This is a genomic window from Janthinobacterium sp. JC611, assembly GCF_018682595.1.
GTDB lineage: Bacteria > Pseudomonadota > Gammaproteobacteria > Burkholderiales > Burkholderiaceae_D > Janthinobacterium.
In genome coordinates this window covers 222,202-245,620 of the sequence record NZ_JAFLJN010000021.1, presented here as the reverse complement: position 1 = coordinate 245,620, position 23,419 = coordinate 222,202, and the positions used below count along the sequence as shown (strand labels likewise).

General features: G+C 66.9%; 16 protein-coding genes. 7 read left to right on the top strand and 9 right to left on the bottom strand.

Annotated elements, in window-relative coordinates:
• Positions 1–3 precede the first annotated feature (3 nt).
• Together egtB and egtD are read right to left on the bottom strand one after the other, a co-directional pair.
• On the bottom strand, positions 4–1,236 hold the full coding sequence (gene egtB, locus J0O65_RS15470; protein ID WP_215408021.1) for an ergothioneine biosynthesis protein EgtB: 1,233 nt from the start codon (positions 1,234–1,236) through the stop codon (positions 4–6).
• A 151-nt stretch (positions 1,237–1,387) separates the two neighbouring features.
• Positions 1,388–2,380 (bottom strand): L-histidine N(alpha)-methyltransferase, encoded by a 993-nt coding sequence (egtD, locus tag J0O65_RS15465; RefSeq protein ID WP_251373772.1) that lies wholly within the window; start codon positions 2,378–2,380, stop codon positions 1,388–1,390.
• Between the two features lie 320 nt (positions 2,381–2,700).
• On the opposite strand from egtD, the gene J0O65_RS15460 reads away from it, so the two are divergent.
• The 3 genes from J0O65_RS15460 to J0O65_RS15450 all read left to right on the top strand — a co-directional run bounded on the left by J0O65_RS15460 (position 2,701) and on the right by J0O65_RS15450 (position 9,600).
• On the top strand, positions 2,701–3,393 hold the full coding sequence (locus tag J0O65_RS15460; protein WP_215408019.1) for an ABC transporter ATP-binding protein: 693 nt from the start codon (positions 2,701–2,703) through the stop codon (positions 3,391–3,393).
• Between the two features lie 180 nt (positions 3,394–3,573).
• On the top strand, positions 3,574–3,861 hold the full coding sequence (locus J0O65_RS15455; RefSeq protein ID WP_152252401.1) for a hypothetical protein: 288 nt from the start codon (positions 3,574–3,576) through the stop codon (positions 3,859–3,861).
• 261 nt (positions 3,862–4,122) lie between these two features.
• Positions 4,123–9,600 carry a CHAT domain-containing protein gene (locus J0O65_RS15450; RefSeq protein WP_215408017.1) on the top strand — a complete coding sequence of 1,826 codons (5,478 nt, stop codon included), beginning with the start codon at positions 4,123–4,125 and terminating at the stop codon, positions 9,598–9,600.
• Here the strand turns inward: J0O65_RS15450 and J0O65_RS15445 are convergent.
• On the bottom strand, positions 9,533–10,294 hold the full coding sequence (locus J0O65_RS15445) for a GNAT family N-acetyltransferase (RefSeq protein WP_215408015.1): 762 nt from the start codon (positions 10,292–10,294) through the stop codon (positions 9,533–9,535). The two genes, J0O65_RS15450 and J0O65_RS15445, sit on opposite strands and share 68 nt — an antisense overlap.
• Positions 10,295–10,438: 144 nt before the next feature.
• Here J0O65_RS15445 and J0O65_RS15440 point away from each other — a divergent pair, with 144 nt between their 5' ends.
• Positions 10,439–12,763, top strand: a complete 2,325-nt coding sequence (locus J0O65_RS15440; protein ID WP_215408013.1) for an FdhF/YdeP family oxidoreductase — start codon at positions 10,439–10,441, stop codon at positions 12,761–12,763.
• On the opposite strand, the gene fdhD is transcribed toward J0O65_RS15440, so the two are convergent.
• From fdhD to J0O65_RS15420, 4 genes are all read right to left on the bottom strand, one after another.
• The gene (gene fdhD, locus J0O65_RS15435; RefSeq protein ID WP_215408011.1) at positions 12,739–13,566 is read right to left on the bottom strand and encodes a formate dehydrogenase accessory sulfurtransferase FdhD; all 828 of its coding nucleotides are present in this window, start codon (positions 13,564–13,566) and stop codon (positions 12,739–12,741) included. The two genes, J0O65_RS15440 and fdhD, sit on opposite strands and share 25 nt — an antisense overlap.
• Before the next feature lie 68 nt (positions 13,567–13,634).
• Positions 13,635–14,285, bottom strand: a complete 651-nt coding sequence (locus J0O65_RS15430; RefSeq protein ID WP_215408009.1) for a hypothetical protein — start codon at positions 14,283–14,285, stop codon at positions 13,635–13,637.
• A gap of 93 nt (positions 14,286–14,378) precedes the next feature.
• Entirely contained in the window at positions 14,379–15,836 is a 1,458-nt protein-coding gene (locus tag J0O65_RS15425) for a Ppx/GppA phosphatase family protein (protein ID WP_215408548.1), read from the bottom strand.
• 289 nt (positions 15,837–16,125) lie between these two features.
• Complete coding sequence (locus J0O65_RS15420) at positions 16,126–17,208, bottom strand: calcium:cation antiporter (RefSeq protein WP_215408007.1); 1,083 nt, start codon at positions 17,206–17,208, stop codon at positions 16,126–16,128.
• Positions 17,209–17,502: 294 nt separating this feature from the next.
• On the opposite strand from J0O65_RS15420, the gene J0O65_RS15415 reads away from it, so the two are divergent.
• Positions 17,503–17,841, top strand: a complete 339-nt coding sequence (locus tag J0O65_RS15415; protein WP_215408005.1) for a hypothetical protein — start codon at positions 17,503–17,505, stop codon at positions 17,839–17,841.
• Between the two features lie 6 nt (positions 17,842–17,847).
• On the opposite strand, the gene J0O65_RS15410 is transcribed toward J0O65_RS15415, so the two are convergent.
• Both J0O65_RS15410 and J0O65_RS15405 read right to left on the bottom strand, forming a co-directional pair.
• Complete coding sequence (locus J0O65_RS15410) at positions 17,848–18,999, bottom strand: GGDEF domain-containing protein (protein ID WP_215408003.1); 1,152 nt, start codon at positions 18,997–18,999, stop codon at positions 17,848–17,850.
• 37 nt (positions 19,000–19,036) lie between these two features.
• Complete coding sequence (locus J0O65_RS15405; protein ID WP_077402750.1) at positions 19,037–19,312, bottom strand: hypothetical protein; 276 nt, start codon at positions 19,310–19,312, stop codon at positions 19,037–19,039.
• A gap of 177 nt (positions 19,313–19,489) precedes the next feature.
• Here J0O65_RS15405 and J0O65_RS15400 point away from each other — a divergent pair, with 177 nt between their 5' ends.
• The gene (locus J0O65_RS15400; protein WP_215408001.1) at positions 19,490–20,260 is read left to right on the top strand and encodes a spermine/spermidine synthase domain-containing protein; all 771 of its coding nucleotides are present in this window, start codon (positions 19,490–19,492) and stop codon (positions 20,258–20,260) included.
• Positions 20,261–20,414: 154 nt separating this feature from the next.
• Positions 20,415–23,294, top strand: coding sequence for a bifunctional diguanylate cyclase/phosphodiesterase (locus tag J0O65_RS15395; RefSeq protein ID WP_215407999.1), 2,880 nt, complete (start codon positions 20,415–20,417; stop codon positions 23,292–23,294).
• Positions 23,295–23,419 lie beyond the last annotated feature (125 nt).

The following is a 23,419-nucleotide window of genomic DNA, read 5'->3' as shown; positions in this document are numbered from 1 at the left end:
CGGCTATTCCACCTGGCGCGCCAGGCGGATGCCGGAAAACTGCCAGCGCGCGCCGGCCGGAAAGAAATTGCGGTAACTGGCGCGCGCATGGCCGGCCGGCGTGGCGCACGACGAGCCGCGCAGCACATACTGGTTCAGCATGAACTTGCCGTTGTATTCGCCCAGCGCGCCGGGCGCCGTGCGGTAGCCCGGATACGGCGCATAGCTGCTGCTGGTCCACTGCCAGCAGTGGCCGAACATTTGCCGCAGTCCCGTTCCCGGCGCACCGGCGGATGGGTGCAGCCGGCCCGTTTCCATGGCGACACCTTGCGCCGCCAGCTCCCACTCCGCTTCCGTCGGCAGGCGCGCGCCAGCCCAGTGCGCATACGCGTCCGCCTCGAACAGCGACAGATGCGTGGCCGGCGCCCGCGGGTCAAGCGGGCGCAAGCCAAACAAGGTGAATTCCTGCCAGTGCCCCGCCGCATCGCGCTGCCAGTACAGCGGACACTGCAGTTGCTGGCTGCGCACCCAGTCCCAGCCTTCGGCCAGCCACAGGTGGGCCGTGCGGTAGCCGCCCGCCTCGATGAAGGCGAGATAGTCGCCATTCGTCACCAGCGCGCTGGCCAGTTCGAAGGGCGCCACGTATTGCGGATGGCGCGGCAATTCATTGTCGAAGCAAAAACCGTCGCCCGCATGGCCGATCTGCGCCAGGCCGCCGTCGAAGGCGAGCCAGACCGTAGGCGGCGCCGGCGCAACTGCGCCGTCCGGCGCATTGTCTAGATAAGCGGGAAACAGGGCGCTCTGTGCCAGCAGGTGCTTGACGTCCGTCAACAGCAATTCCTGGTGCTGCTGCTCGTGTTCGAGGCCCAGCGCCAGCAGCATGGTCAGCCGTTCGCGCGCGTCGCGCGCCAGCGCCCCTGCCAGCAGGCGGCCGATGCGCGCATCGACATCGGCCCGGTAAGCGCGCACCTGCGCCATGCCGGGCCGCGTCAGCAAGCCCCGCTGGGCGCGCGGATGCTTCTCGCCCACGCCGTTGTAATAGGAATTGAACAGCACGCGAAAGGCCGGATGAAAGGGCGCGAACGCCGCCTCCATGCTTTCCAGGATAAACGTTTCGAAAAACCAGGTGGTATGCGCGAGATGCCATTTCACGGGACTGGCGTCCGGCATCGATTGCGCGCCGCAGTCCTCGTCGGACAGGGGTTCGGCCAGCCGCAGCGAATGCTGGCGCACTTGATGGTAATGATCGATCAGCATGGTAGTTTTTTGTTTTGTGTTGGCATCTTGAACGCCTGACAAAACCGTAGCGAGCGGCAGTGATTTGTGGCCAAGAAGCGCAACCGTACTTTAGTACGGTGAGCATCGCAGGCCGCAAAGCGCGACGCGTAGTAGGTTTGGTCAGACGTTGTTAGTCCCGGATGACTCGTGCGTAAATCACGGCGAACCACTGCTGCGGGTCCGTCCAGACTTGCACGGTGGAAAACCCCGCCTGCTCCAGCAAGCCGACGAAGGTGGCGCGCGTGTATTTATAGCTGTCTTCCGTGTGGATGCGCTCGCCTTTCGCGAAGCGCCGCTGGCCGCCCTTCCAATGGACCACTTGCTCGCTGCGCGCTTCCAGGTGCATCTCGACGCGGCTTTCCTCGGCATTGAAGCCACCGTGGTGGCGCCACGCGCGCACGTCGAAGTCCGCGCCGATCAGCCCGTTCACGTGGCGCAGCATGTTCAGGTTGAAGGCGGCCGTCACGCCCAGCGCGTCGTCATAGGCCGCGTCGAGGATGGCGTCATCCTTGATCAGGTCGACACCGATCAGCAGGCCGCCATCGCCGTCCGCATTCGCGCGCAGGCGGCGCAGGAAGGCGATTGCCTGCTCAGGCGCAAAATTGCCGATCGACGAGCCGGGATAGAAGAACAGGCGCCGCGCCTCGCGCACGCTGTCGGGCAAGTCCAGGCGGCTGGAGAAATCCAGGCCCAGGCCCGTCATCTCGATGTGCGGAAAACGCTGTTGCAGCCGGCCCAGCGATTCGCTGAGGAAATCGTAAGAAATATCCACGGCCACATATTGCGCCGGGTGCAGCAGCGGGAACAGGCTGGCGGCCTTGGCGCAATTGCCGGCGCCCAGGTCGATCAGGGTGCCGCCCGGCCCCACGGCGTGCGCGATCTCGGCGCCATGGCGGGCGAAGATGGCCGCCTCGGTGCGCGTCGGATAGTACTCGGGCAAGGCACAGATGGCTTCGAACAGTTTCGAGCCGAGCGCGTCGTACAGGTACTTGGGCGAGGTCCAGGCCGCGCGCGCCAGCAGACCGCTGCTGATCTCGGCTATCGTGGCAGGAGTGGCGCCGGCCGCTACTGCGTTGCCGGCGGAGTGGAAATCGGACTGCTGTTGCGCGAGTGGCATGGTCATGGCTGGCGTCGTTTCTCAAGGTTCACGAAGGGCTTGCACGGTCAGACACCGGACGCGCCGCGCCTGCCATGGCAGTGTGCGGGCGTCTTGCCGATGACTTTTTCTCATCATAGCGGAATCCGCGCGAGCCAGCCGTGCGGCAGGTAACTTAAGGTCGACGCGCGCCGCCCGTCGCGGGCGCCACACAAAAGTGGTATTGCCAAGCAAAAAGCATAAGCCTGTCGTATACTACACATTGCCGGCCAAACAATCCGCGCCCCTTTGCAATTCCCAGGCCCCCTCTCCCCCGCGTGCCGCCCTTTACGATAGCCGTTAACACCATGCTCGAATTGCGCCATCTGTCGAAGTCCTATGCCCATGCCCGTCCCGTGCTGGCCAACATTTCCTGCCGTTTCAAGGCCGGGGAATTCATCGCCATCATGGGCGACTCGGGCGTGGGCAAGTCGACCTTGCTGAACCTGATCGCCGGCCTCGATACGCCCGACGCGGGTGCCGAAGCGCACCCTATCCTGGTGGACGGCATTGCCATGTCCAGCCTCGATGACGCCGCCGCCACCCGGCTGCGTCGCGCCCGCATGGGCTTTATTTTCCAGGCCTTCCACGTCTTGCCGCACCTGACCCTGCTGCAAAACGTGGCCCTGCCGCTGCTGCTCAACGGACTGCCCCAGGAGCGTGCCGCCAGCATGCTCGAGGCCGTCGGCCTGGGCGGACGCGGCGGCGACTTTCCGCAGCAATTGTCCGGCGGTGAAATGCAGCGCGTGGCCATTGCCCGCGCGCTCGTGCACAAGCCGGCGCTGGTGCTGGCCGATGAGCCTACCGGCAATCTCGACCCGGATACGGCGCACGGCATCCTGCAATTGCTGCGCGCCGAGATCAAGGCCAACGGCAGTTGCGCGATCATGGTCACGCATTCGCTGGCCGCCGCCGAAATGGCGGACCGGACCATGATCCTGACGAAAAACGGCTTACAAAATACAACAATCGTCAACCAAATTGATCAAACAATCAGTTAATTTAACTGACCATCTGTCACAAGTTTTGTTATCGTAGTATTATTGAAAACACTTGCCTGGTTATCAATGTTGTAGCGCGAATGTTGTCACGTCACACAGACAGCCGTACTGCGATGACGAACTTTAGCCGGGACCGCATCGGTGTGGTCCCGTCCCTTGCATAACCTGAAGGAGGAGTAAATGAACGTTCGGCAAAAGAAGCTGGAAATGATTGAAGCGATGAACCGGGCGCGTGCGCTCGAACCATCGAGTTTTGTGCCCAACAAGCTGCTCGATACGCTGATCGAGAAGATGAACCTGAAAAATGATGCGGAACTGTGCCGTGTGCTGGAAGTCCAGCCCCCCATCATCAGCAAGATTCGTCACGGCAAACTGGCGGTCGGTGCGACGATTTTATTGCGCATGCATGAAAAATCGGACATCACCATCCGCGAACTGAAGGAACTGTCCGCCACGCCAGTCCATTGATTTACCCGCTGTTGTAATGCCATGCCAGGCACCCAGGTCCCCGGCGCCATGAACTTTTGCCCTACCATTCGCGTAGTTCGCTCACCGCACAACATCCGAGCACGATAGCGAAGAGACCCAGCCCAAACCATGCTGACCGTTTCTCTGCCTTCCCGCTCCCTCCCGGCTTCTCCCCTGCATTTCCACTCGAACTTGATCTGACACAACACGCATGGTCCGCGCAGGCATCAAGGTCAACTTTTAAACAGTGATTTCAACCGCATGTCCAGCGATCCTCTTGCGCCGCCCGTGCTGCGCCTGACGCTCACGCGCGACCCTCTTGCCAGCGCCGGCGATTGCCCCGGCGCGCCCGGCTGGCTAGGCCAGACCCATGTGCTGTCCGGCGCGCGCGGCATCGGCAGCTGCCGCATCGCCCTCGATATCGGCCCGGCCGACGTGGTGCAACTGCTGTTGTGCGACGGCAGTTCGTTGCTGGCAGGCAGCCTGGACCTGCCACGCTATCTGGGGCCGGCCACGCTGGCGCGCGACGGCGCGCCCGCCAGCATCGAAGTGGGGCTGACCCTGCGCCCGCAGGGGGCGCGCCTGCCGCCCGGCGCCAGCCGCGACGGCCTGGGCGCCTGGATGCTGCGGGCCGTGCGCGTGTACCGCTGCGGCGCCGCCGCCATGACGGCGCTGGCGGCGGCGGGCGCCTTCCAGGACCGCCAGCTGGAACAGCGCCTGGGCCTGTACCGCTGCGGCATCGAAGCGGGCAGCATGACGGCCGTCGCCAGCCTGCCCGCCGGGCCGGAACCGGTGCTGCTGCTGTTGCACGGCACGGCCTCGTCGACCCAGCGCAGCTTTGCCGGCCTGTGGCGCAATGGCCTGGCGCCGCAACTGGTGGCGCAGTACGGCAACCGCATCTACGGCTATGAGCACCGCAGCCTCAGCGACAGTCCCATCGAGAACGCGCTGGCCCTCGTGCGCCAGCTGCCGCACGGCGCCGTGCTGCACCTGCTCAGTCATTCGCGCGGCGGCCTGGTGGGCGAATTGCTGGCGCGGGCGCAGCGCATCGACAGCCGCGGCGCCGTCGACCTGGCCGGCGACGGCCTGCTGCGCTTGAGCGAAAACACCGTGGGCGGCGAAGCGTTCAACGGCCACGATATCGAGCACTTCACGGCGCAGGCGCGGCTGTGCGGACGCGGCGGCTACGACGCGGATGCGGCGCGCCTGCGCGAACTGGGCCTGGAATTGAAGGCGCGCGCCATCCGCATCGCCCGCTTCGTGCGCGTGGCCTGCCCGGCGCGCGGCACCACCTTGATGTCGGGCCGCCTCGACCGCTGGGCCAGCGTGATGCTCAACCTGCTGCTCCACGGCGGCGTTCCCGATGGCGCCATGGCCTTCCTGCTGGCCGTGGTGCAGCAGCGCTGCGACGCGCGCATCCTGCCGGGCCTGGAAGCGATGATGCCCGACTCGCCCCTGGTGGCGCTGCTCAACGCGCCCGACGTGCGCGTGGCCAGCCAGCTGCACGTGCTGGCCGGCGCGTGCAGCGGCGATGGCCTGCTGGGCTGGCTGGGCGACTGCCTCGACGACCAGCTGTACGGCGGACAGAGCGACCTGGTGGTCAATTGCGCCTCGATGGCCGGCGGCGCCACGCGCAGCACGCCGGTGCGGCAACTGCTGCTGCGCGGGCCGCACACGCACCACCTGAACTACTTCGAGCGGACGCCGTCCAGCCAGGCCGCCGTGCAGGCGCTGACGGGCAACGAGAGCGCCTACCTGCCCCTGCCCGGCATCGAGCACGGCCCGCTGGCGCGCGGCGGCGAAGTGCCGAAGCGGCGCGCGCACGCGCCCATCGTGCTGCTGCTGCCCGACATCATGGGCAGCCACCTGCAAGTGGGCAGCAACCGCATCTGGTACGACCCCGTGAATCTGGTCGAAGGACGCATCGAACGCCTGGCCGTGGGCCAGCCGCACATCGTCAGCGCCGGCTGGATCGAATCGTGCTATGAGCCGTTTGCCAGCTTTCTCGCGCAAAGCCAGGAAGTGCGGCCCTTTACCTATGACTGGCGTCTCTCGCTGCAGCACTCCAGCAGCGCCTTCCTGCCCGTGCTCGACGACGCCATGCGCGACGCCGAACAGCGCGGGCTCCCCTTGCGCATCGTCGCCCACGGCATGGGCGGACTGGTGGCGCGCCTGGCCCTGAAAGACCGCTGGCAACGCTTCGGCGCCCTGCCCGGCAGCCGCCTGCTGCAGGTGGGCACGGCCAACCGCGGCACGCAGGCGATGGTGCAAGTACTGCTGGGACGCGATCGGCTGGTGCGGATGCTGGCCTGCTGGATAAGCTGGAAGCACACGCGGCGCCAGTTTCTCGGCTTCGTGCGCGCCTTTCCCGGCGTGCTCGACATGCTGCCGTGGCCGCAGGCGGGTAGCATCGATTATTTCGACGCCGAAGCCTGGGCGCGGCTGGCCGCCGGCGACGGGCAAGCTGGCCTGCCCGGCGGCTGGCAGGCGCCCGAGGCCCAGGCGCTGGCGGCGGCGCGCGCCACCGTGGCCTTGCTGGAAGCGGCCCCGCTCGACGCCCGCCATTGCAGCTACCTGGCCGGCTGCGCCGACACGCCGGTGGCGCTGCGCCTGCGCGACGGCGGCATCGAGACGGCCTGGTCGCCGGACGGCGATGGCCGCACGGCCTGGCAAGGCGCGGTGCCGGACGGCGTGGCGGCCTGCTACCTGCCGGTGGCGCATGGCGACCTGCTGCTGCAAAAGGAATACTATCCGGCCATCGCGCAGCTGCTCGACAACGGCCAGGGCGCGGGCCTGCCACGGCGCCCGCCGCACGCGCCCGGCGGCATCCCGCCCCGCTTCCATCCCTACGCTCCTGACGCCATGCCGCTGTACCCGCAGCCGCAGGAACTGCTCGACGCGGCCATCGGCGCCGCCGGCCCCGCCGGCGCGCCGGAGAACCGCGCGCCGCAGCTGAGCCTATCCGTCATCCACGGCAGCATGGCCTCGGCCGACGCGCCCGTCATGAGCGGCTGCTACGCGTTCGAATCGCTGCGCGGCAGCATGAGCTTCCTGGACCGCCTGCTGGCGGGCAAGCTGCAGGAAATCCACGCGCTGGGACGCTTTCCGCAACGTCCCGACTCCGCCCTCGTGGTGCTGCAGCCCGACGCGGCGCGCCGGCCCGGCGGCGCCATCGTCATCGGCCTGGGCGCGCTGGGCGAGCTGACGCCGGGCGAACTGGCGCGCGCCTTCGCCGGCGGCCTGCTCGAATACGCGTGCGTCTGCCTGCAGGTGCGCGCCGCCGGCCACGTGGCCGCGCCGCCGATGGGCGAACACGGCCTGCGCGTGGCCAGCCTGCTGTCCGGTTCCGGCTACGGCGGCTTGAGCATCGCCCTGTGCGCGCGGGCGCTGATCGACGGCGCGCGCAGCGCCAACCGGCGCCTGGAAGACGCGGGCATGGCGTGCCGCATCGGCCATATCGCCATCTACGAACAGTCCGAGGCGCGCGCCATCGCCGCCGCCGTGGCCATCGAGCAGATCATGGCGGAGGCGCGCTACCAGGGCAGCTTCACGTTCGAGCGGCGCATCCGCCACAGCCCGGGCGGCTACCGGCGCATCCTGCCCAGCCTGAGCGGCGACAATGGCTGGCGGCGCGTGCAGATCGTCGCCGCGGACCTCTCCGGCGCCCTGCGCTTCACGGTGCTGACGGACCGCGCCCACAACAGCGTCGACGAGGAGCCGAACCAGCGGCAAGCCGTCGATGGCCTGATCATGGACGCCACCGACAACACCACCGACCAGCCGGGCCTGTCGCGCGCCCTGTACGAACTGATGCTGCCCAATGGCCTGAAGGCGGCCATCCCCGAGATGCGCGGCCTGATCCTGGCCGTCGACCAGAGCGCCGCCATCTATCCGTGGGAACTGATGCGCGACGAGGCGGGCAGCGAGGAAAGCCCGCTGTCGACGCGCATCGGCATGGTGCGCCAGCTGGCCAGCCTGCGCGAGCAGCCGTCCGCCGTCAGCCCGCCCAGCAACAGCGTGCTGGTGATCGGCGACACCGATTCCGGCCTGCCCGAGCTGCCCGCCGCGCAAGCCGAGGCGCAGGACGTGGCGCGCATGTTCGGCGCGCACGGCTACCAGGTGCGCGAGCTGCTGCGCCCGCAGGCGCAACGCGTGCTGGTGCACCTGTTCGACGAGCGCTATTTCGCCATCCACCTGGCCGGCCACGGTGAAGTGGCGGGACCCGGCATCGCCCACACGGGCCTGGTGCTGGGACCGAAGACGCGGCTGACGGCGGCGCAGGTGGGCAAGCTCAAACGCGTGCCGCAATTCGTCTTCATCAATTGCTGCCACCTGGGCGACATGCGCCCGGACGCCGTCGCGCCGTGGTCGAAACTGGCCGCCAGCCTGGCCACGGCCTTCATTGAAATGGGCTCGCAGGCGGTGATCGCGGCCGGCTGGCGCATCGACGACCAGGCGGCCAGCATCTTCGCGCACAGCTTTTATCACGCCATGCTGAGCGGCGAATACTTCGGCGACGCCGTGCGCCAGGCGCGCGAGGCGGCGTATCTGCAGTTCCCGGCCTCGAACACCTGGGGCGCCTACCAGGCGTACGGCGACGACCGCTACCGCTTTCCGAACACGCAAAGCCGGCCCTGGCAAGCGCCCGACTATCACTACCACGGCCACCTGCTGGCCGACCTGGAAACCCTGCACGCGTGCCTGGCGGGCGCCGATCCTGCGCGCCGCGCCGCCATCGAGGAAAAGCTGGGCAGCATCGAGGACGCCGTGCGCGCGCGCTTCTTCGGCTGCGCCGACATCCGCGAGAACATGGCCGCCACGCGGGCCGGCCTCGGGGGACTGGACAACACGCTGCGCGCCATCGAGCATTACCGGGCGGCGCACAGCGCGGCCGACGGCAAGGTGGGCTTGCGCGCGCTGGCGCAGTGGGCGGAACTGGAGATACGCCAGGGCGCGGCCCTGTGCGGCCTCGATGCCGGCGCCGGCATCGAGGTGCCGGCCGTGCCGGACCCGGCGCAGGGACGGCAGTTGCTGCAGGATGGAAAACAGCACATCGACCTGCTGGTGGCCCTGGCGCCCACGGCGCAGCGCCTGGCCCTGCTGGGACGCTATTGGGCCTTGCAGGCGCGCCTGGCCTGCGGCGCAGGACATTCCGGCGCGCCGGCCCTGCGCGCCATGACGGACGCCTGCCTGGCCGCGCTGGACGAAGCGCGGCGGCGCAGCGGCGTGGCCGACTGCGACCTGATTTTCCAGGTGCTGGCGGGCGCCCTGCTGTTGAAAGCCCATGGCGACAGCGGCGCCTGGAGCGCGCTCGATCCGCAGCTGGGCGACTTGCTGCACGACGCCATCACGTATGCGCGCCAGCGCCACGCGGACGAACACCGCGCCATCGACGCCGGCGCCCCCGTGCGCGCCGCCCTGCTGGCGGCCCTGTGGCAGGTGCCGGACGGCCAGCCCTTCGACGCGCCAGCGCGCGCCGCTTTCCTGGGCCTGTACCACGACGCCGTGCGGCGCCACGGCAGCATCGGCGAACCCGAGGCGATCACGGCGCCGCTGCGCTTCCTGCTCGAACTGCTGCCGCCCGACAGCCCGGACACCGGCTTGCGCAGCGCCGTGCAGGCCCTGGCCAGCCAGCTGCAAGCCTCACTGCCCGGCATCGGCCTTGGCAGCCTCAGCCCGGCACCACCCCGTAATGGCGCGCATAGCGCTCGTCCAGATTCGCCAGCGGCATCATCATGAACATGTCGGCGCTTTCGAAATCAGGATCCCACGCCGGTTCGCCGCAAATCCACGCGCCCGAACGCAGGTAGCCCTTGATCAGCGGCGGCACCTGCGGCTTGTGCGCCGCTTCCACCTGATGGATGGGGAAAGGCAGGTGCGGCGTGACGCGGTACTCGCTTGGCGCCATGTGCTTTTCCGCCAGCGCCTGGTACACGGCGACGGCGTTATGGCCGCCATCGGCCAGGCTGATGCTGGCGCAGCCGACCAGGTAGTCGCAGCGCTCGCGGCGCATGTACTCGGCCAGGCCGGACCACAGCAGCATGATCACGCTGCCGCCCCGGTATTTCGGGTGGATGCAGGCGCGGCCCGCTTCGACCATGCGCCCGCGCAGGTTCTTCAGGCGGCTCAGGTCGAACTCGTTTTCCGAATACAGCCGGCCGATCTTGGCCGCCTTGGCCGCGCTCAGCACGCGGTAGGTACCCACCACTTTCAGGGTATCGGCATCGCGCACGATCAGGTGATCGCAGTGCGCGTCGAATTCATCGCTGTCGAGGCCATCGGCGTTGGCCAGCGACGTCAGGCCCATGGTCTCGATAAACACCTTGTAACGCAAACGCTGGACTTCGCGCAATTCCGCCGCGGTAGTGGCCTGGCTCAGCACCAGTTGGACCGGCCGCGCCCTGGCTTCGTTTGATGCGATTATGTTTTGCATGGTTTCATCCCTGTGATCAAGACGACTCCAGCGTACTTGCCTAATATGTCAGGAAAATGACAGCCGAATGTCATTTCCATGACGCAAGTCAATGCCCTGCGGGCATCGTGCATAATTACCACATCCGCCCAGCCGAAAGAGCCCATGAAAGACCAGGACGCACCGCACATCACGCCCTACACCAGGCCGGCAGCCGGCTGGGACGCCCTGAAACACGTGGCCATCAGCCTGCGCCAGGAACGCGTCGCGCCCGCCAACCTGAAGGCGCTGCTGGCGCAAAACCAGCCGGACGGCTTCGACTGTCCCGGCTGCGCCTGGCCAGACCGCGACCACGCCTCCACGTTCGCCTTTTGCGAAAACGGCGCCAAGGCCGTCGCCGCCGAAGCGACCAGCCGCCGCGCCGGCCCGGAACTGTTCGCCAGCCATACCGTCACGCAGCTGCTGGCACAGTCGGACTACGTGCTCGAGCAGCACGGCCGCCTGACCGAACCGATGGTCTACGACGCCGCCAGCGACCGCTATGTGCCGATCGCCTGGGAAGACGCCTTCGCCCTCGTCGGGCGCCACCTGCGCGCCCTGCCCGACCCGAACCAGGCCGCCTTCTACACGTCGGGCCGGGCCAGCAACGAGGCCGCCTTCCTGTACCAGCTGATGGCGCGCCTGTATGGCACCAACAACTTCCCCGACTGCTCCAACATGTGCCACGAGGCGACCAGCCGCGGCTTGCCGGCCACGGTGGGCATCGGCAAGGGCACGGTGACCCTGGCCGACTTCGAACTGGCCGACACCATCCTCATCTTCGGCCAGAATCCCGCCACCAACCACCCGCGCATGCTGGGCGAACTGCGCGACTGCGCGCGCCGCGGCGGCAGCATCGTTTCCATCAATCCCTTGCGCGAACGGGGCTTGCAGCGCTTCACGGACCCGCAAAGCGCGCTGGAAATGGCGACCCTGGGCAGCACGCGCCTGGCCGGCCTGTTCGTGCAGCCCACCCTGGGCGGCGACTTCGCCCTGATCAAGGCCGTCGCCAAGCGCGTCGTCGAGCATGACGACGCGGCGCAGGCGGCCGGCAGGCCCGCCGTCATCGACCACGCCTTCATTCTGGAGCATTGCAGCGGCTTCGACGCCTTCCGCAACGACCTGCGCGCGGAGAATTGGCAACTGCTCGTGGCGGAATCGGGCGTGGCGCGCGCGCAGATCGAGGCATTGACGGACATCTTCGTCAAGGGCCAGCGCATCATCGCCACCTGGGGCATGGGCCTGACGCAGCACAAGCACAGCGTGGCGGCCATCCGCATGCTGTCGAACCTGATGATGCTGCGCGGGCAGATCGGCAAGCCCGGCGCCGGCTTGTGCCCCGTGCGCGGCCACTCGAACGTGCAGGGCGACCGCACGGTGGGCATCGAGGAAAAGCCGAGCAACGCCTTCCTCGACCGCCTGGGCCAGGTGTATGGATTCGCGCCGCCGCGCGCCCACGGCCACGACGTGGTGGCCACCATCGACGCGATGCGGCGCGGCGAGGTAACGGTGTTCATCGCGCTGGGCGGCAATTTCGCCGCCGCCACGCCCGACACGCCGCGGACCTTTGCCGCGCTGCGCCGGTGCGCGCTGACGGTGCAGGTGGCCACCAAGCTCAATCGCAGCCACCTGGTCATCGGCAAGGAAGCCTTGCTGCTGCCCACCTTGGGGCGCACGGAGATCGACCTGCAGGGCGGCGTGGCGCAGGGCGTGACGGTGGAAGACTCGATGAGCATGGTGCATATCTCGTACGGTCGCAATGCGCCCGCTTCGCCGCAGCTGCGCTCGGAAGTGGCCATCGTGGCCGGCATGGCCGAAGCGACGGTGGGCAGCGCCCTGGTGGACTGGCGCGCGTACGCGGCCGACTATGCGCGCATCCGCGACGACATCGAGAAGGTATTCGACGAATTTTACGACTACAACGCCAGGGTGGCGCAGCCGGGCGGCTTCCACCTGACGGTGGCCTCGCGCGAACGCGTGTGGAAGACGGCCAGCGGCAAGGCCAGCTTCCTCGTCGCCCCGCTGGACCTCGATACGCCGCTGCACCGCGCCCGCGCGCGCCACGGCGAGCGCCTGATGGTCCTGATGAGCACGCGCTCGCACGACCAGTACAACACCACCATCTACGGCATGGATGACCGCTACCGGGGCGTGTACGGCACGCGCAAGGTGGTCTTCGCCAATGCGGCCGATATCGCCATGCTGGGCTTTGCCGACGGCGACCTGGTGGACCTGATCGGCGCCTGGGACGATGGCGTGGCGCGCCGCGCCGACGGCTTCCGTCTCGTCGCCTACGACATCCCGCGCGGCTGCCTGGGCGCATACTACCCGGAGACGAACGCGCTGGTGCCGCTGGCCAGCACGGCCGACGGCGCCGGCACGCCGACGTCGAAGTCCGTCCCCGTGCTGCTGGAACGGGGCAGAAGCTACAAGGCGATGCCGGGCGTGTAATCGACGTACGCATCCTGGCGGCAGAAGCCCACCAGCTTCATGCCCGCCTGCGTGGCGATGGAAATGGCCAGCGAACTGGGGGCGGAAATCGTCGCCAGCAGCGGAATCTGCATGCGCGCCGCCTTGCGCGCCAGCTCGTAGCTGCCGCGGCTGGAGAGGAAGACGAAGCCGCGCCGCATGTCCGCCCCGCTCAGTGCCAAATGGCCGATTAGTTTATCCAGGCCGTTATGCCGGCCGACATCCTCGAAGACGTGCACGATGTCGCCGTCGGGCGTGCACCATGCGGCCGCGTGCACGCCGCCCGTTTCGCGCATCAGCGCCTGGTGCTCGCGCAGGCCGGCGGAGGCGCGCGCCAGCGCGGCCGGCAAGTCGACCCGGATCAGCGCCGGCGGCAGCGCCGCGGGCCGCAAGTCGAGCATGTCGATGCTGTCGATGCCGCACACGCCGCAGCCGGTGCGGCCCGTCAGCTGGCGGCGCCGGTCCTTCAGGCGCACGAAGTCTTCCTGCGCGATGCTCAAGGCCACTTCGGCCGAATCGGCGCGCAGGAACACTTCGCAGTCGAAGATGGCGCCGGCGGAGGCGACCACGCCTTCCGTCAGCGCGAAGCCGTAGGCGAACGCTTCCAGGTCGCGCGGGGTGGCCATCATGACGACGTGGGAAATGCCGTTGAAGACCAGCGCCACGGGGATTTCCTCGGCGACGTGGTCGGTGGCCGGGGTGGAGATGCCCGCCTGGTGGCGGACGATGGCGCGCTCGACGAAGCCGGCGCGTTCGATATCTGTATCTTCTGACATGGCAACCATGGGGGAACTATCACAGGCCCCATGGTAAACCAGAACGGCCAGGCACGGGGCGGCCCCTGCCCGCGCCATCAATCCTTCTTCGGACGGCCCGTTTTCAGCTGCGGCAAGCCGGCCAGCACGTTTTGCAGGGTGGCCAGGTCGATCTGGCTGATCAGCGCCACGCCGATGCGCAGCAATTCGCTTTTCTTGATCTCGAAACCGGCCTTCAGGCAGGCTTTTTTCACCTGGCCCAGGACTTCGTATTCCGCTTCCGGCATGGTGAAGCTGTCGCGCACCAGTTTCGGCTTGCGGGCCTTTTCCTTCACGGCGGCGGCCTTGGCGACCGGCGCTTTTTTCGCTGGCGCCGGCTTGGCGGCGGGTTTGGCGGCAACCTTGGCCGCCGGCTTGGCAACGGCCTTCACCCCCGCCTTGGCGACAGGCCTGGCAGCTGGTTTGGCCACGACGGCCTTGGCCGCAGGCTTGGCGACGGGCGCCTTGGCGGCGGCAGGTTTGGCGGTGGCAGGCTTGGCGGCCGCTGGCTTCACTGCTGCCGGTTTCGCGGCGACGGGCTTGGCGGCCACGGGCTTGGCCGCGGCTTTCGCCACCGGCTTAGCGGCAGGTTTCGCGGCAGGCTTGGCGGCCGGTGCGGCCTTGGCCGCTGCGGCGTGGATCGAGGCGCTGGTGGGGAACATCGATACGGACGCGCTGTCGGCTTTTTTCACCGGGACGGTTTTGCTCATGGATTCTCCAATCTGGTAAATAATATAAACAATATATACTGTTTTTTGAAACCTTGCTTGCGGTACATCAAGTCAAGCGCACGGCATGCCCGACTACGCGCTGGCGCGGATAGTGAAATCGACCCCGACCTCATCCCAGAATTCCTGCTCCTTCTCGATCCAGAACGACACGGTGGGATGGTGCGCCACCCAGCCGCGCTTGATGTCGAGCTCGATGCGGCTCTTCATGCGCAGGCGCAGTTCGCTAAAATCGGCCTCAATGCGCGCATGCATGAGCAAAATCGACAGCCGCAGCGCCAGCACGGCCTTGGCGAAATCGGGGTCGGACAGCACTTCGCCGATCTTGCGCAAGTTGCCCTTCTGCGCCAGGATCAGGCGGCTCATGGTCTTTTGTTCGCGCGTGGTAAAGCCGGGCAAGTCCGCGTTTTCCACGATGTAGGAGGCGTGCTTGTGGTAGCCCGTCTGCGACACGGCCAGGCCCACCTCGTGCAGCAGGCTGCTCCAGCGCAGGCATTTCACCAGGGCGTCGGAGGTGGGCTTGAGCTGCGCGTACATGGCCAGCGCCTGCTCGGCCACGCGGCCGGCGCGCTGCTGGTCGATATGGAATTTGTCCATGCAGCCCTGCACCGACTGTTCGCGGCGGTCGCGCTTGGTCGAACGCAGATACAAATCCCACATCACGCCCATGCGCAAGCCCGCCTCGATCGGCGCCATGGCGGGAATGGCCAGTTCGCGGAACAGGCCGATCAAGATGGCCAGGCCGCCGACGATGGTGCTGGCGCGGTCGGGGCGCAAGCCGGGCATGTCGATGCGGCTGGTGTGACCGAGTTCGATGAAGCGCCGCGCCAGCGCATCGAGGCTGGCGCTCGTGAGCAGGCCGTCGCCCAGCTTGTTGCGGGCGATGATGTCGGCGATCGTGCGGATGGTGCCGGAAGAGCCATACGCCGTCTTCCAGTGCTGCGGACCGAATGGCGGCGCGCCATCCTCGAAATGGCTGCGCGCCGACAGGATGGCCGCCTCGAACGACGGCGCGTCGATGCGCCCGCCGATGAAGAACGACAGGCTTTGCTTGACGGTGCCCAGGCTGAAGGACTCGACGCGCTCGATATCGTTGCCGCGTCCCAGTATCAGTTCGGTCGAACCGCCGCCGATATCCATCACCAGCCGGCGTTCGCCTGGAATGGCCAGCGCATTGGCCACGCCCATGTAGATCAGGCGTCCCTCTTCCTCGCCCGAGATGATTTCGATCGGGTAGCCGATGGCTTGCTCGGCCAGCGGCAGGAAGACGGCGCCGTTGCGCGCCACGCGCATGGCCGACGTGGCCACCACGCGCACGGCATCGAGTTCGAAGCCGGCGAGGATGGCGCGAAAGCGCTGCAGGCAGGCCAGCGCGCCCTGCATGGCCGCCTCGGTCAGGTCGCCATTGGCGTCCAGGCCGGCGGCCAGGCGTATCGGGTCGCGCACGCTCTTGACCACGCGGATCGTGTCGCCATCATGCTTGCCGACGTGTAAACGAAAACTGTTGGACCCCAGGTCCACCGCTGCATACATACTGGCCTCTTGTCTTGTCATTACTGTGCCAACTGAAAAAGTTGGCAAATTCAGTTGCTAAACTATATAAATCATTTAAACGATTTAAAAATCCTACCACACTACCCCCATCGTATGACAGCGGCGTGACAGGATTGTGACAAGAAGTCGCGTAGTAGTAACGTTTAAGAACGCCTGACAAAACCGTAGCGAGCGGAAGGAAGTTGTGGTTGAGAAGCGCAACTGTACGAAGGTACAGTGAGCATCGCAGACCACAAATTCCGACGCGCAGTAGGTTTTGACAGGTGTTCTACGGGACGATGGTGGTAAACAAATACACGGCGAAAATCACCAGGTGCACCGTGCCTTGCATGACCGTGGTGCGGCCCGTGCCCAGCGACAGGGTGGCCACCATCAGCGACAGCAGCAGCAGCACCGTCGACTTGATGTCGAGTCCCAGCGTGATCGTCAGGCCCGTGGCCAGCGACACCACCACCACGGCGGGAATCGTCAGGCCGATGCTGGCCAGCGCGGAGCCGAGCGCCAGGTTCAAGCTCGTTTGCAAACGGTTGGCGCGCGCGGCGCGCACGGCGGCCAGGCCTTCGGGCAGCAGCACGATGGCGGCGATGACGATGCCGACCAGGGTTTTCGGCGCGCCCATGGCGGCAATCGCCGTCTCCAGCGCGGGCGCCAGCGACTTGGCCAGCAGCACCACGGCGCCCAGGCACACCAGCAGGGCGCCGGCGCTGACCCAGGCGACGGTGGGCGTGGGCGGCGCCGCATGCACCTCTTCATCGCCGACGGCTTCCTTGGGCAGGAAGTAGTCGCGGTGGCGCACCGTCTGTACCAGCACGAAGGTGCCGTACAGGACCAGCGAGATCACGGCGATGAAGATCAGCTGGCTGGAATTGTAGAAGGGGCCGGCGGCGCTCGAGGTGTAGTTCGGCAGCACCAGGGTCAGGATGGCGATGGCCGCCAAGGTGGCCAGCGAAGCGCTCACGCCCAGCAGGCCGAAGCTCTGCTCGCGGTGACGCCCGGCGCCCAGCAGCAGGCAAATGCCGACGATGCCGTTCAAGATGATCATGATGGCGGCAAACACGGTGTCGCGCGCCAGGCCCGTCGTTTCCGGTCCGCCGGCCAGCATCAGCGAGACGATCAACGCCACCTCGATCAGGGTCACGGCCAGCGCCAGCACCAGGGTGCCGTACGGTTCGCCGATGCGGTGCGCCACCACTTCGGCGTGGTACACGGCGGCCAGCACGCTGCCGATCAGGCCAGCGACCAGCAGTATCTGGTAGGCGCCGCCGAGATTGAAGGTGGAACCGAACAGGAACAGCCAGCCGGCAACGGGGGCGGCAAGCGGCCATACAGGCAGGGATTTGAGCATTTTCATTATGGGCCTGGCAAGAGTAAGAAAGAGGAACGGCGGTGCGGACGGCACAGGGCAGCCTGGCGTGCGCTGCATAGCATAACTTGCTTAGCTTAAATGAAAGTTAGGAAAGACACACGTTCGGCTGGCGGCGCCCCGCGCCTTGCCCACCGGTCGAGCGCCTTGCTGCAATGCACCTGTTTACTACCATTAACTATAGTCCCTTTGGTAACATGCCGTTGCAATTTCCCTGTCTTTTTGCTGGCGGCTGGCGTCATACTGCAGGGAACGCCATCCGACACCGACCAGGGACAAACCATGATTTCAGTAAACAAAACCGCCATGCGCATGTTCGTCTTCGCGAGCAGCGTGCTGTGCGCCGCCGCACATGCGGACACGCCGCCAGCGCAGGCGGCGCAGGTTGACGCAAACTGGGCCACCCCACCCGCGTCTGCCGCGGAGCCGCGCTGGCAAGACAGCCTGCCGCCCGCGCCGCCCGTGGAAGCGCGCGCAGAAAAGAGACTGCCCCGTAGCGTGTGGCTGACCGTCGAGCCGATGAAGGCGCCTGACCATCGCTGCGATCCCGGCCTCGATGCCCTGTTCTTGCCCAAGGAATGCGGCAAGGAACCCAGCTGGCTGGGCTCGCGCAAGAAGTAAGCCGGCTTACAGATCGAGGGGGCTGGCGCCTTGCGCCTCGACCACCCTGTTGCGGCCGGCCTGCTTGGCCGCCTGCAGCGCCTCGTCGGCGCGCTTGAACAGGCTGACGGTGCTGTCTTCGGCGCGGATGGTGGTCACGCCCAGGCTGGCCGTCAGCTGCAGCACGGCGCGCTCCGTCTTGACGGGCAGCGCCTCGACGGCGGCGCGGATGCGCTCGGCCACCATCAAGGCATCGTCCAGGGTCGTGCGCGGCAGCTGGATGGCGAATTCGGCGCCGCCCAGGCGCCCCATCAGGTCGCTGTCGCGCAGTTGCTGGCGGCAGGTGTCGACGATGGTTTTCAACACCGCATCGCCCACCGGATGGCCATAGCTGTCGTTGACTCTTTTAAAGTGGTCGATATTGAGCACCACCAGCGCCGTCGGCAAGCCGGGCCGGCGCGCCAGCGCCATCCATGGCGCCAGCGCCTGGTAAAAGCCGCGCCGGTTCGGCACGCCCGTGGCCGCGTCGAGCACTTCCAGGCGCGCCAGCTCGCCGCCCAGCTTTTCACGCGACAGCAGCAGATAGCCGAAGGCATTCGTCAGCATCATCAGGTACAGGGCGCCGAAGCCGGCCAGTTGCATCAGCTCGGCATCGAAACCGGGCACGGTGGCGGCCAGCACGCCGCGCGCGGCGATCAGCAGCGACAGCAGGCCCATGCTGACGACGAGGAAGCGGCGCAGCATGCTCGCCTCGCGCCATTGCAGGCACAGCGCGGCCACGCCGGCGAGGAAGAAGCCGGCCACGATCAGCGAACCGCCGGCGCTGCGCAGCAGCGGCGCCACGTCGAACAGATAGCAGGCGGCAAACAGCGCCAGCGCCAGGCCCAGGGCCGGCAATACATAGCGGCGCCAGCCGCTGCGCCCGGCCGCCTGCCACAGCGCGCCCGCATCGAGCGCCATGCCTGCAAACAGCAGGCCATTACCCAGCAAGATGGAGAGGAAATCGGGCAGCACGCCGCGAAAATACAGCAGGCACCAGGCCACGGCCTGGCATTGCTTGGCCACCGCCCAGGTGGACATGCTGAGCGACTTCTTGCGCTCGTACTCGAAGAAGAACAGGGCCGCGCACAGGCTCAGGTTGCCAAGCGCCAGGGCCAGTACCAGGGTCTTGATATCCATGGGCTACGCGATCGGTGCGCAGGCGCGGCGCGCCGCGTCAGATTTCGTGTTCGACATTGGTGCTGCCGTCGCCGATCTTGCTGGCCCAGGCCTGCACGAAATACTGCTTCTCCACTTCGCTGGGCGCCTCGTGCCAGAACACGATGAGGGTGCCCTTGTGGTCGTGGATCTGCGCGACTTTTTCAATGAAGCCGAGATTGGCGGCCTGATCGGCCAGCGCCGCCGCGTAGCCATACACGCGCGTCAAGCGCTCGATGCGGTCAGGCTCCGTAAAACTGTTCGTCGCCGTAATGATGGGGTGATCCAAAAACATGCTTGTCTCCATGGTGCCCGACTGCGCGACCGTGCCGCCGCGCGCCATATACCTAGCCATAAACATAGTATACGCCGCATGCCTGGCGCGGATTAATCGGGTATGCTCACGGGAGCTTATCAGATTTCTCTGAATGCAACAAAGCATCTCCCCCAGTCCACTCAGCGAAGTCGTCCCATGCCGGAAAACAGAAGCATCACCCCACTTGCCCCGCAGGTTCATACCTGCGGCGACCGGCGCCGCCTGGAATTCCAGCCCGGCATGGTCCAGAGCGAAATGCTGCTGTCGCGCCCCGACCATCTGCTGTTGCGCTATGCGCGCGCCATGATGTGCTTTACCCTGTTCGTGCCGCGCCCGCGGCATATCCTGATGGTGGGCCTGGGCGGCGGCTCGCTGCTGAAATTCTGCCACCGCCACTTGCCCGACACGCGCATCACGGTGCTGGAATTGCGCGCCGACGTGATCGCCCTGCGCGAGCAGTTCATGCTGCCGCCCGACGACGCGCGCCTGCGCATCATCGAAACGGACGCCGTCAGCTATATCCGCCGGCATCCGGGCTGCGCCGACGTGCTGCTGCTCGACGGCTACGACGAAACGGGCTTGCCGCCGGCCCTGGGCAGCGCGCGCTTTTACGCCGACTGCCTGCGCACCCTGCTGCCCGGCGGCGTGCTGGTGGCCAACCTGTTCAGTTATGACGAGCACTACCCCGCCATGCTGGCGCGCCTGATGCTCACCTTCCGCGGCGCCGTGTGCCACTTCGACGGCATCGCCGGCAACAACCGCATCATCTTCGCCGCCAAGCCGGAAGCCGACGCCGGCGGCCGCGCCGTGCGCGTGGCGCGCCTGGTGCGCTGGCGCCGCGCAGCCGGCCTGGCCTTCCTGAACCGCCTGCTGCCGGCATGGCAGTTGTGGCGTTTGCGCCGCCAGTCAGGCGCGGGCAGCGACTGAAAGTCGTCTTCCCCGGCCATAGATGTTGTTGCTTATTGGCAGCGATTTGGTGCAAAATCCGCATGATGGATGTGGTTTATGACAAACTACGGCCTGCGTGGGGCCGGCAGGCGCCGCCGAACCCATGTGTCCATGAAGTGAGATAGGAAAAACCATGCTGCGTGGCCGCCTGCCACTGTCGATATCCGCCGCGGCTGCGCTGACCTTTGCCTGCGGCGTCAGCGTCACGGCCGTGCTGTTTGCCGCCATCAGCCAGCTCGAATACGACAAGATGAGCCTGAGCCTGCAGCAGCGCGCCGGCGCCAGGGTGGCCGCCATCGAGCAGGGACTCGACGATGCGGTCGAGGTGCTGACCACGACGAACCAGCTGTTTTCCGCCGTCGTGCCCGTCACGCGCGAGCAGTTCCACGACTTCACCACGCCGCTGCTGCAGCGCCACCCGTTCATCCAGGCCTTCAATTTCCACCGCATCGTGCCGCATGCGCAGCGCGCCGCCTTCGAGGCCGAGCTGCGGCGCATCGTGCCCGATTACGCCATGACGGAAATGCGCGATGGCGTCGTCGTGCCCGCCACGCCGCGCGCCAGCTATCTGGTGGTGGACTACCTCGTTCCCTTGCAGGGCAACCGCCCCGCCTTCGGCCTGAACGTCAGCCCGAACGGCCTGCTGGCGCGCGCGCTGGAGCAGGCCATCGTCAGCGGCCAGACCACCGCCACCGGCCTGGTGGCGCTGGCGCAGGGACCGCAGCAGGGCTTCGTCATCCTGCGTCCCGTGTACCGTCACGGCGTGCCCCTGCAAACGGTGCAGCAACGGCGCGCGGCGCTGATCGGCGATACGGCGGCCATCATCCGCGCCGGGGAACTGGTGCAGAAAATCCTCGCCGGCGCCGACCTGCTGGGCGACCCGCAGCTTGAGATCAGCGTCTACGCGGACGCCGGCGCCAACCCGCGCCAACGGATATTCCGGCATGGCCAGGCGCCCGCCGCCGCCCCGGGCGGCGCCTGGGAGTCCCTGCCCCGCTGGCTGCACTTTGCCTACCACAGCCATTATGACCGGGCCTTCGCTTCCGCCGGCCGGCCCTGGCATGTGCGCGTGGCGGCCCATCCGCGCCCCTTCCTGGCCGACCATCTGGGCTCCCTGTTTACCCTGATCATGGGCTTGCTGTTCAGCGCACTGACGGCCGCCTTCGTGCAATCGCTGACGCAGCGCTCGCGCCGCGTACAGCTGCTGGTGGAACAGCGCACGGCCGACCTCAAGCGCAGCAATGAGCTGCTCAGCGCCGACGTGCGGGCGCGCCAGCGCACGGAGCGCGCCTTGCAGGAAAGCGAAAAGCGCTTCCGCCGGCTGCTGGCCCTGTCCTCGGACTGGTATTGGGAACAGGACGCCAACTTCTGCTTCACCCACATCACCAGCGGTTTCACGGACAAGTCGAACATGCCGCTGGAACGCTTCATCGGCATGACGCGCTGGGAAAACAACCCGGAGATGCGCAATTCGCGCTGGGGCAAGCAGCATATCGCCAACCTGGAAGCGCACCTGCCCTTTTCCAATCTCGAATATGCGATGCAGGACCGCGATGGCCAGCTGCGCTGGTTCAGCATCAATGGCGAACCGCTGTTCAACGAGCTGGGCGAATTTCGCGGCTACCGGGGCACGGGTTCCGAAATCACGGAACGCAAGCTGGCCGAGCAGAAAATCCAGCACATCGCCCACCACGACGTGCTGACGGGCTTGCCCAACCGCGCCCTGCTGCGCGACCGCCTGGCCCAGGCGATGGCCCTGTCACGCCGCAAGAATCGCGCATTGTGGGTACTGTTGATCGACCTCGACCGATTCAAGTTCGTCAACGACAGCCTGGGCCACAAGGCAGGCGACCTGCTGCTGAAAACCATCGCCGCGCGCCTGCAGGCCAGCCTGCGCGAAAGCGATACGGTGGCGCGCCTGTCCGGCGATGAATTCGTCGCCATCCTGTGCGAACAGGCGGACGAAGCGCTCAGCGGCGCTGTCGTGCAGCGCGTGATGGATGCCGTGGCCCAGCCGGTGCTACTGGATGGCAAGGAATTTTTCGTCACCTGCAGCATCGGCGTGGCCGTCTACGACAGGTCGCGCTACGACGCCCCCGGCGACGTGACCTTGCATGGCGAGACGCAGAACCTGATCGAGCAAGCCGACATCGCCATGTACTGCGCCAAGAAACAGGGCCGCAACAACATCAAGTTCTACACGTCGGCCATGAACCAGGCCACCCTGGAACGCCTGCGCATCGAGACGGCGCTGCGCAACGCGCTCGAACGCGAGCAGTTCGTGCTGCATTACCAGCCGCAGGTGGACCTGGCCAGCGGGCGCATCGTCGGCGTGGAAGCGCTGCTGCGCTGGCAGCACCCGGACCTGGGCATGGTGGCACCGCAGCGCTTCATCGCGCTGGCGGAAGATACGGGCCTGATCGTGCCGATCGGCGCCTGGGTCATGCGCGAAGCATGCGCGCAGGTGAAGCGCTGGCATGCGGCGGGACTGGGCACCTTGCGCCTGGCCGTGAACCTGTCGGCGCGCCAGTTCAACGAGCCGAACCTGGTGGCCACGATCGGCGAAGTGCTGCTGGAAACGGGCTTGCCGCCCGCCTGCCTGGAACTGGAATTGACGGAAAGCCTGTTCATGCACGACGTGGCGCTGGCCGTCAGCCAGCTGCACGACATGAAGGCGCTGGGGGTGCAGCTGTCGATCGACGACTTCGGCACCGGCTATTCCAGCTTCGCCTACCTGCGCACCTTCCCCATCGACGTGCTGAAGATCGACCGCAGTTTCGTCGGCGACGTGGCGCGCGACGCGGACGATGCGGCCATCGTCGTCTCCATCATCGCGCTGGCGCACAATCTGAAGCTGCGCGTGGTGGCCGAAGGGGTGGAAACGGCCGAGCAGCTCGATTACCTGCGCCGCCATGGCTGCGACGAGGCGCAAGGTTATTACTTCAGCCACCCGCTGCCGGCGCATGAGGTGGAGGCGCTGCTGCAGGCGGAAGACACGCACGTCATGCTGTAGGCGACGGCACCACCCTGGCCCCGCGTTCGCGTTCGTCCCAGTCGTCGTCCAGGCCGGATTGCGCCAGCAGGGAAGGCGCCTTCGTGGCGCGCAGCAGGTCGCCCTACTCGTCGCACGCTGGACAC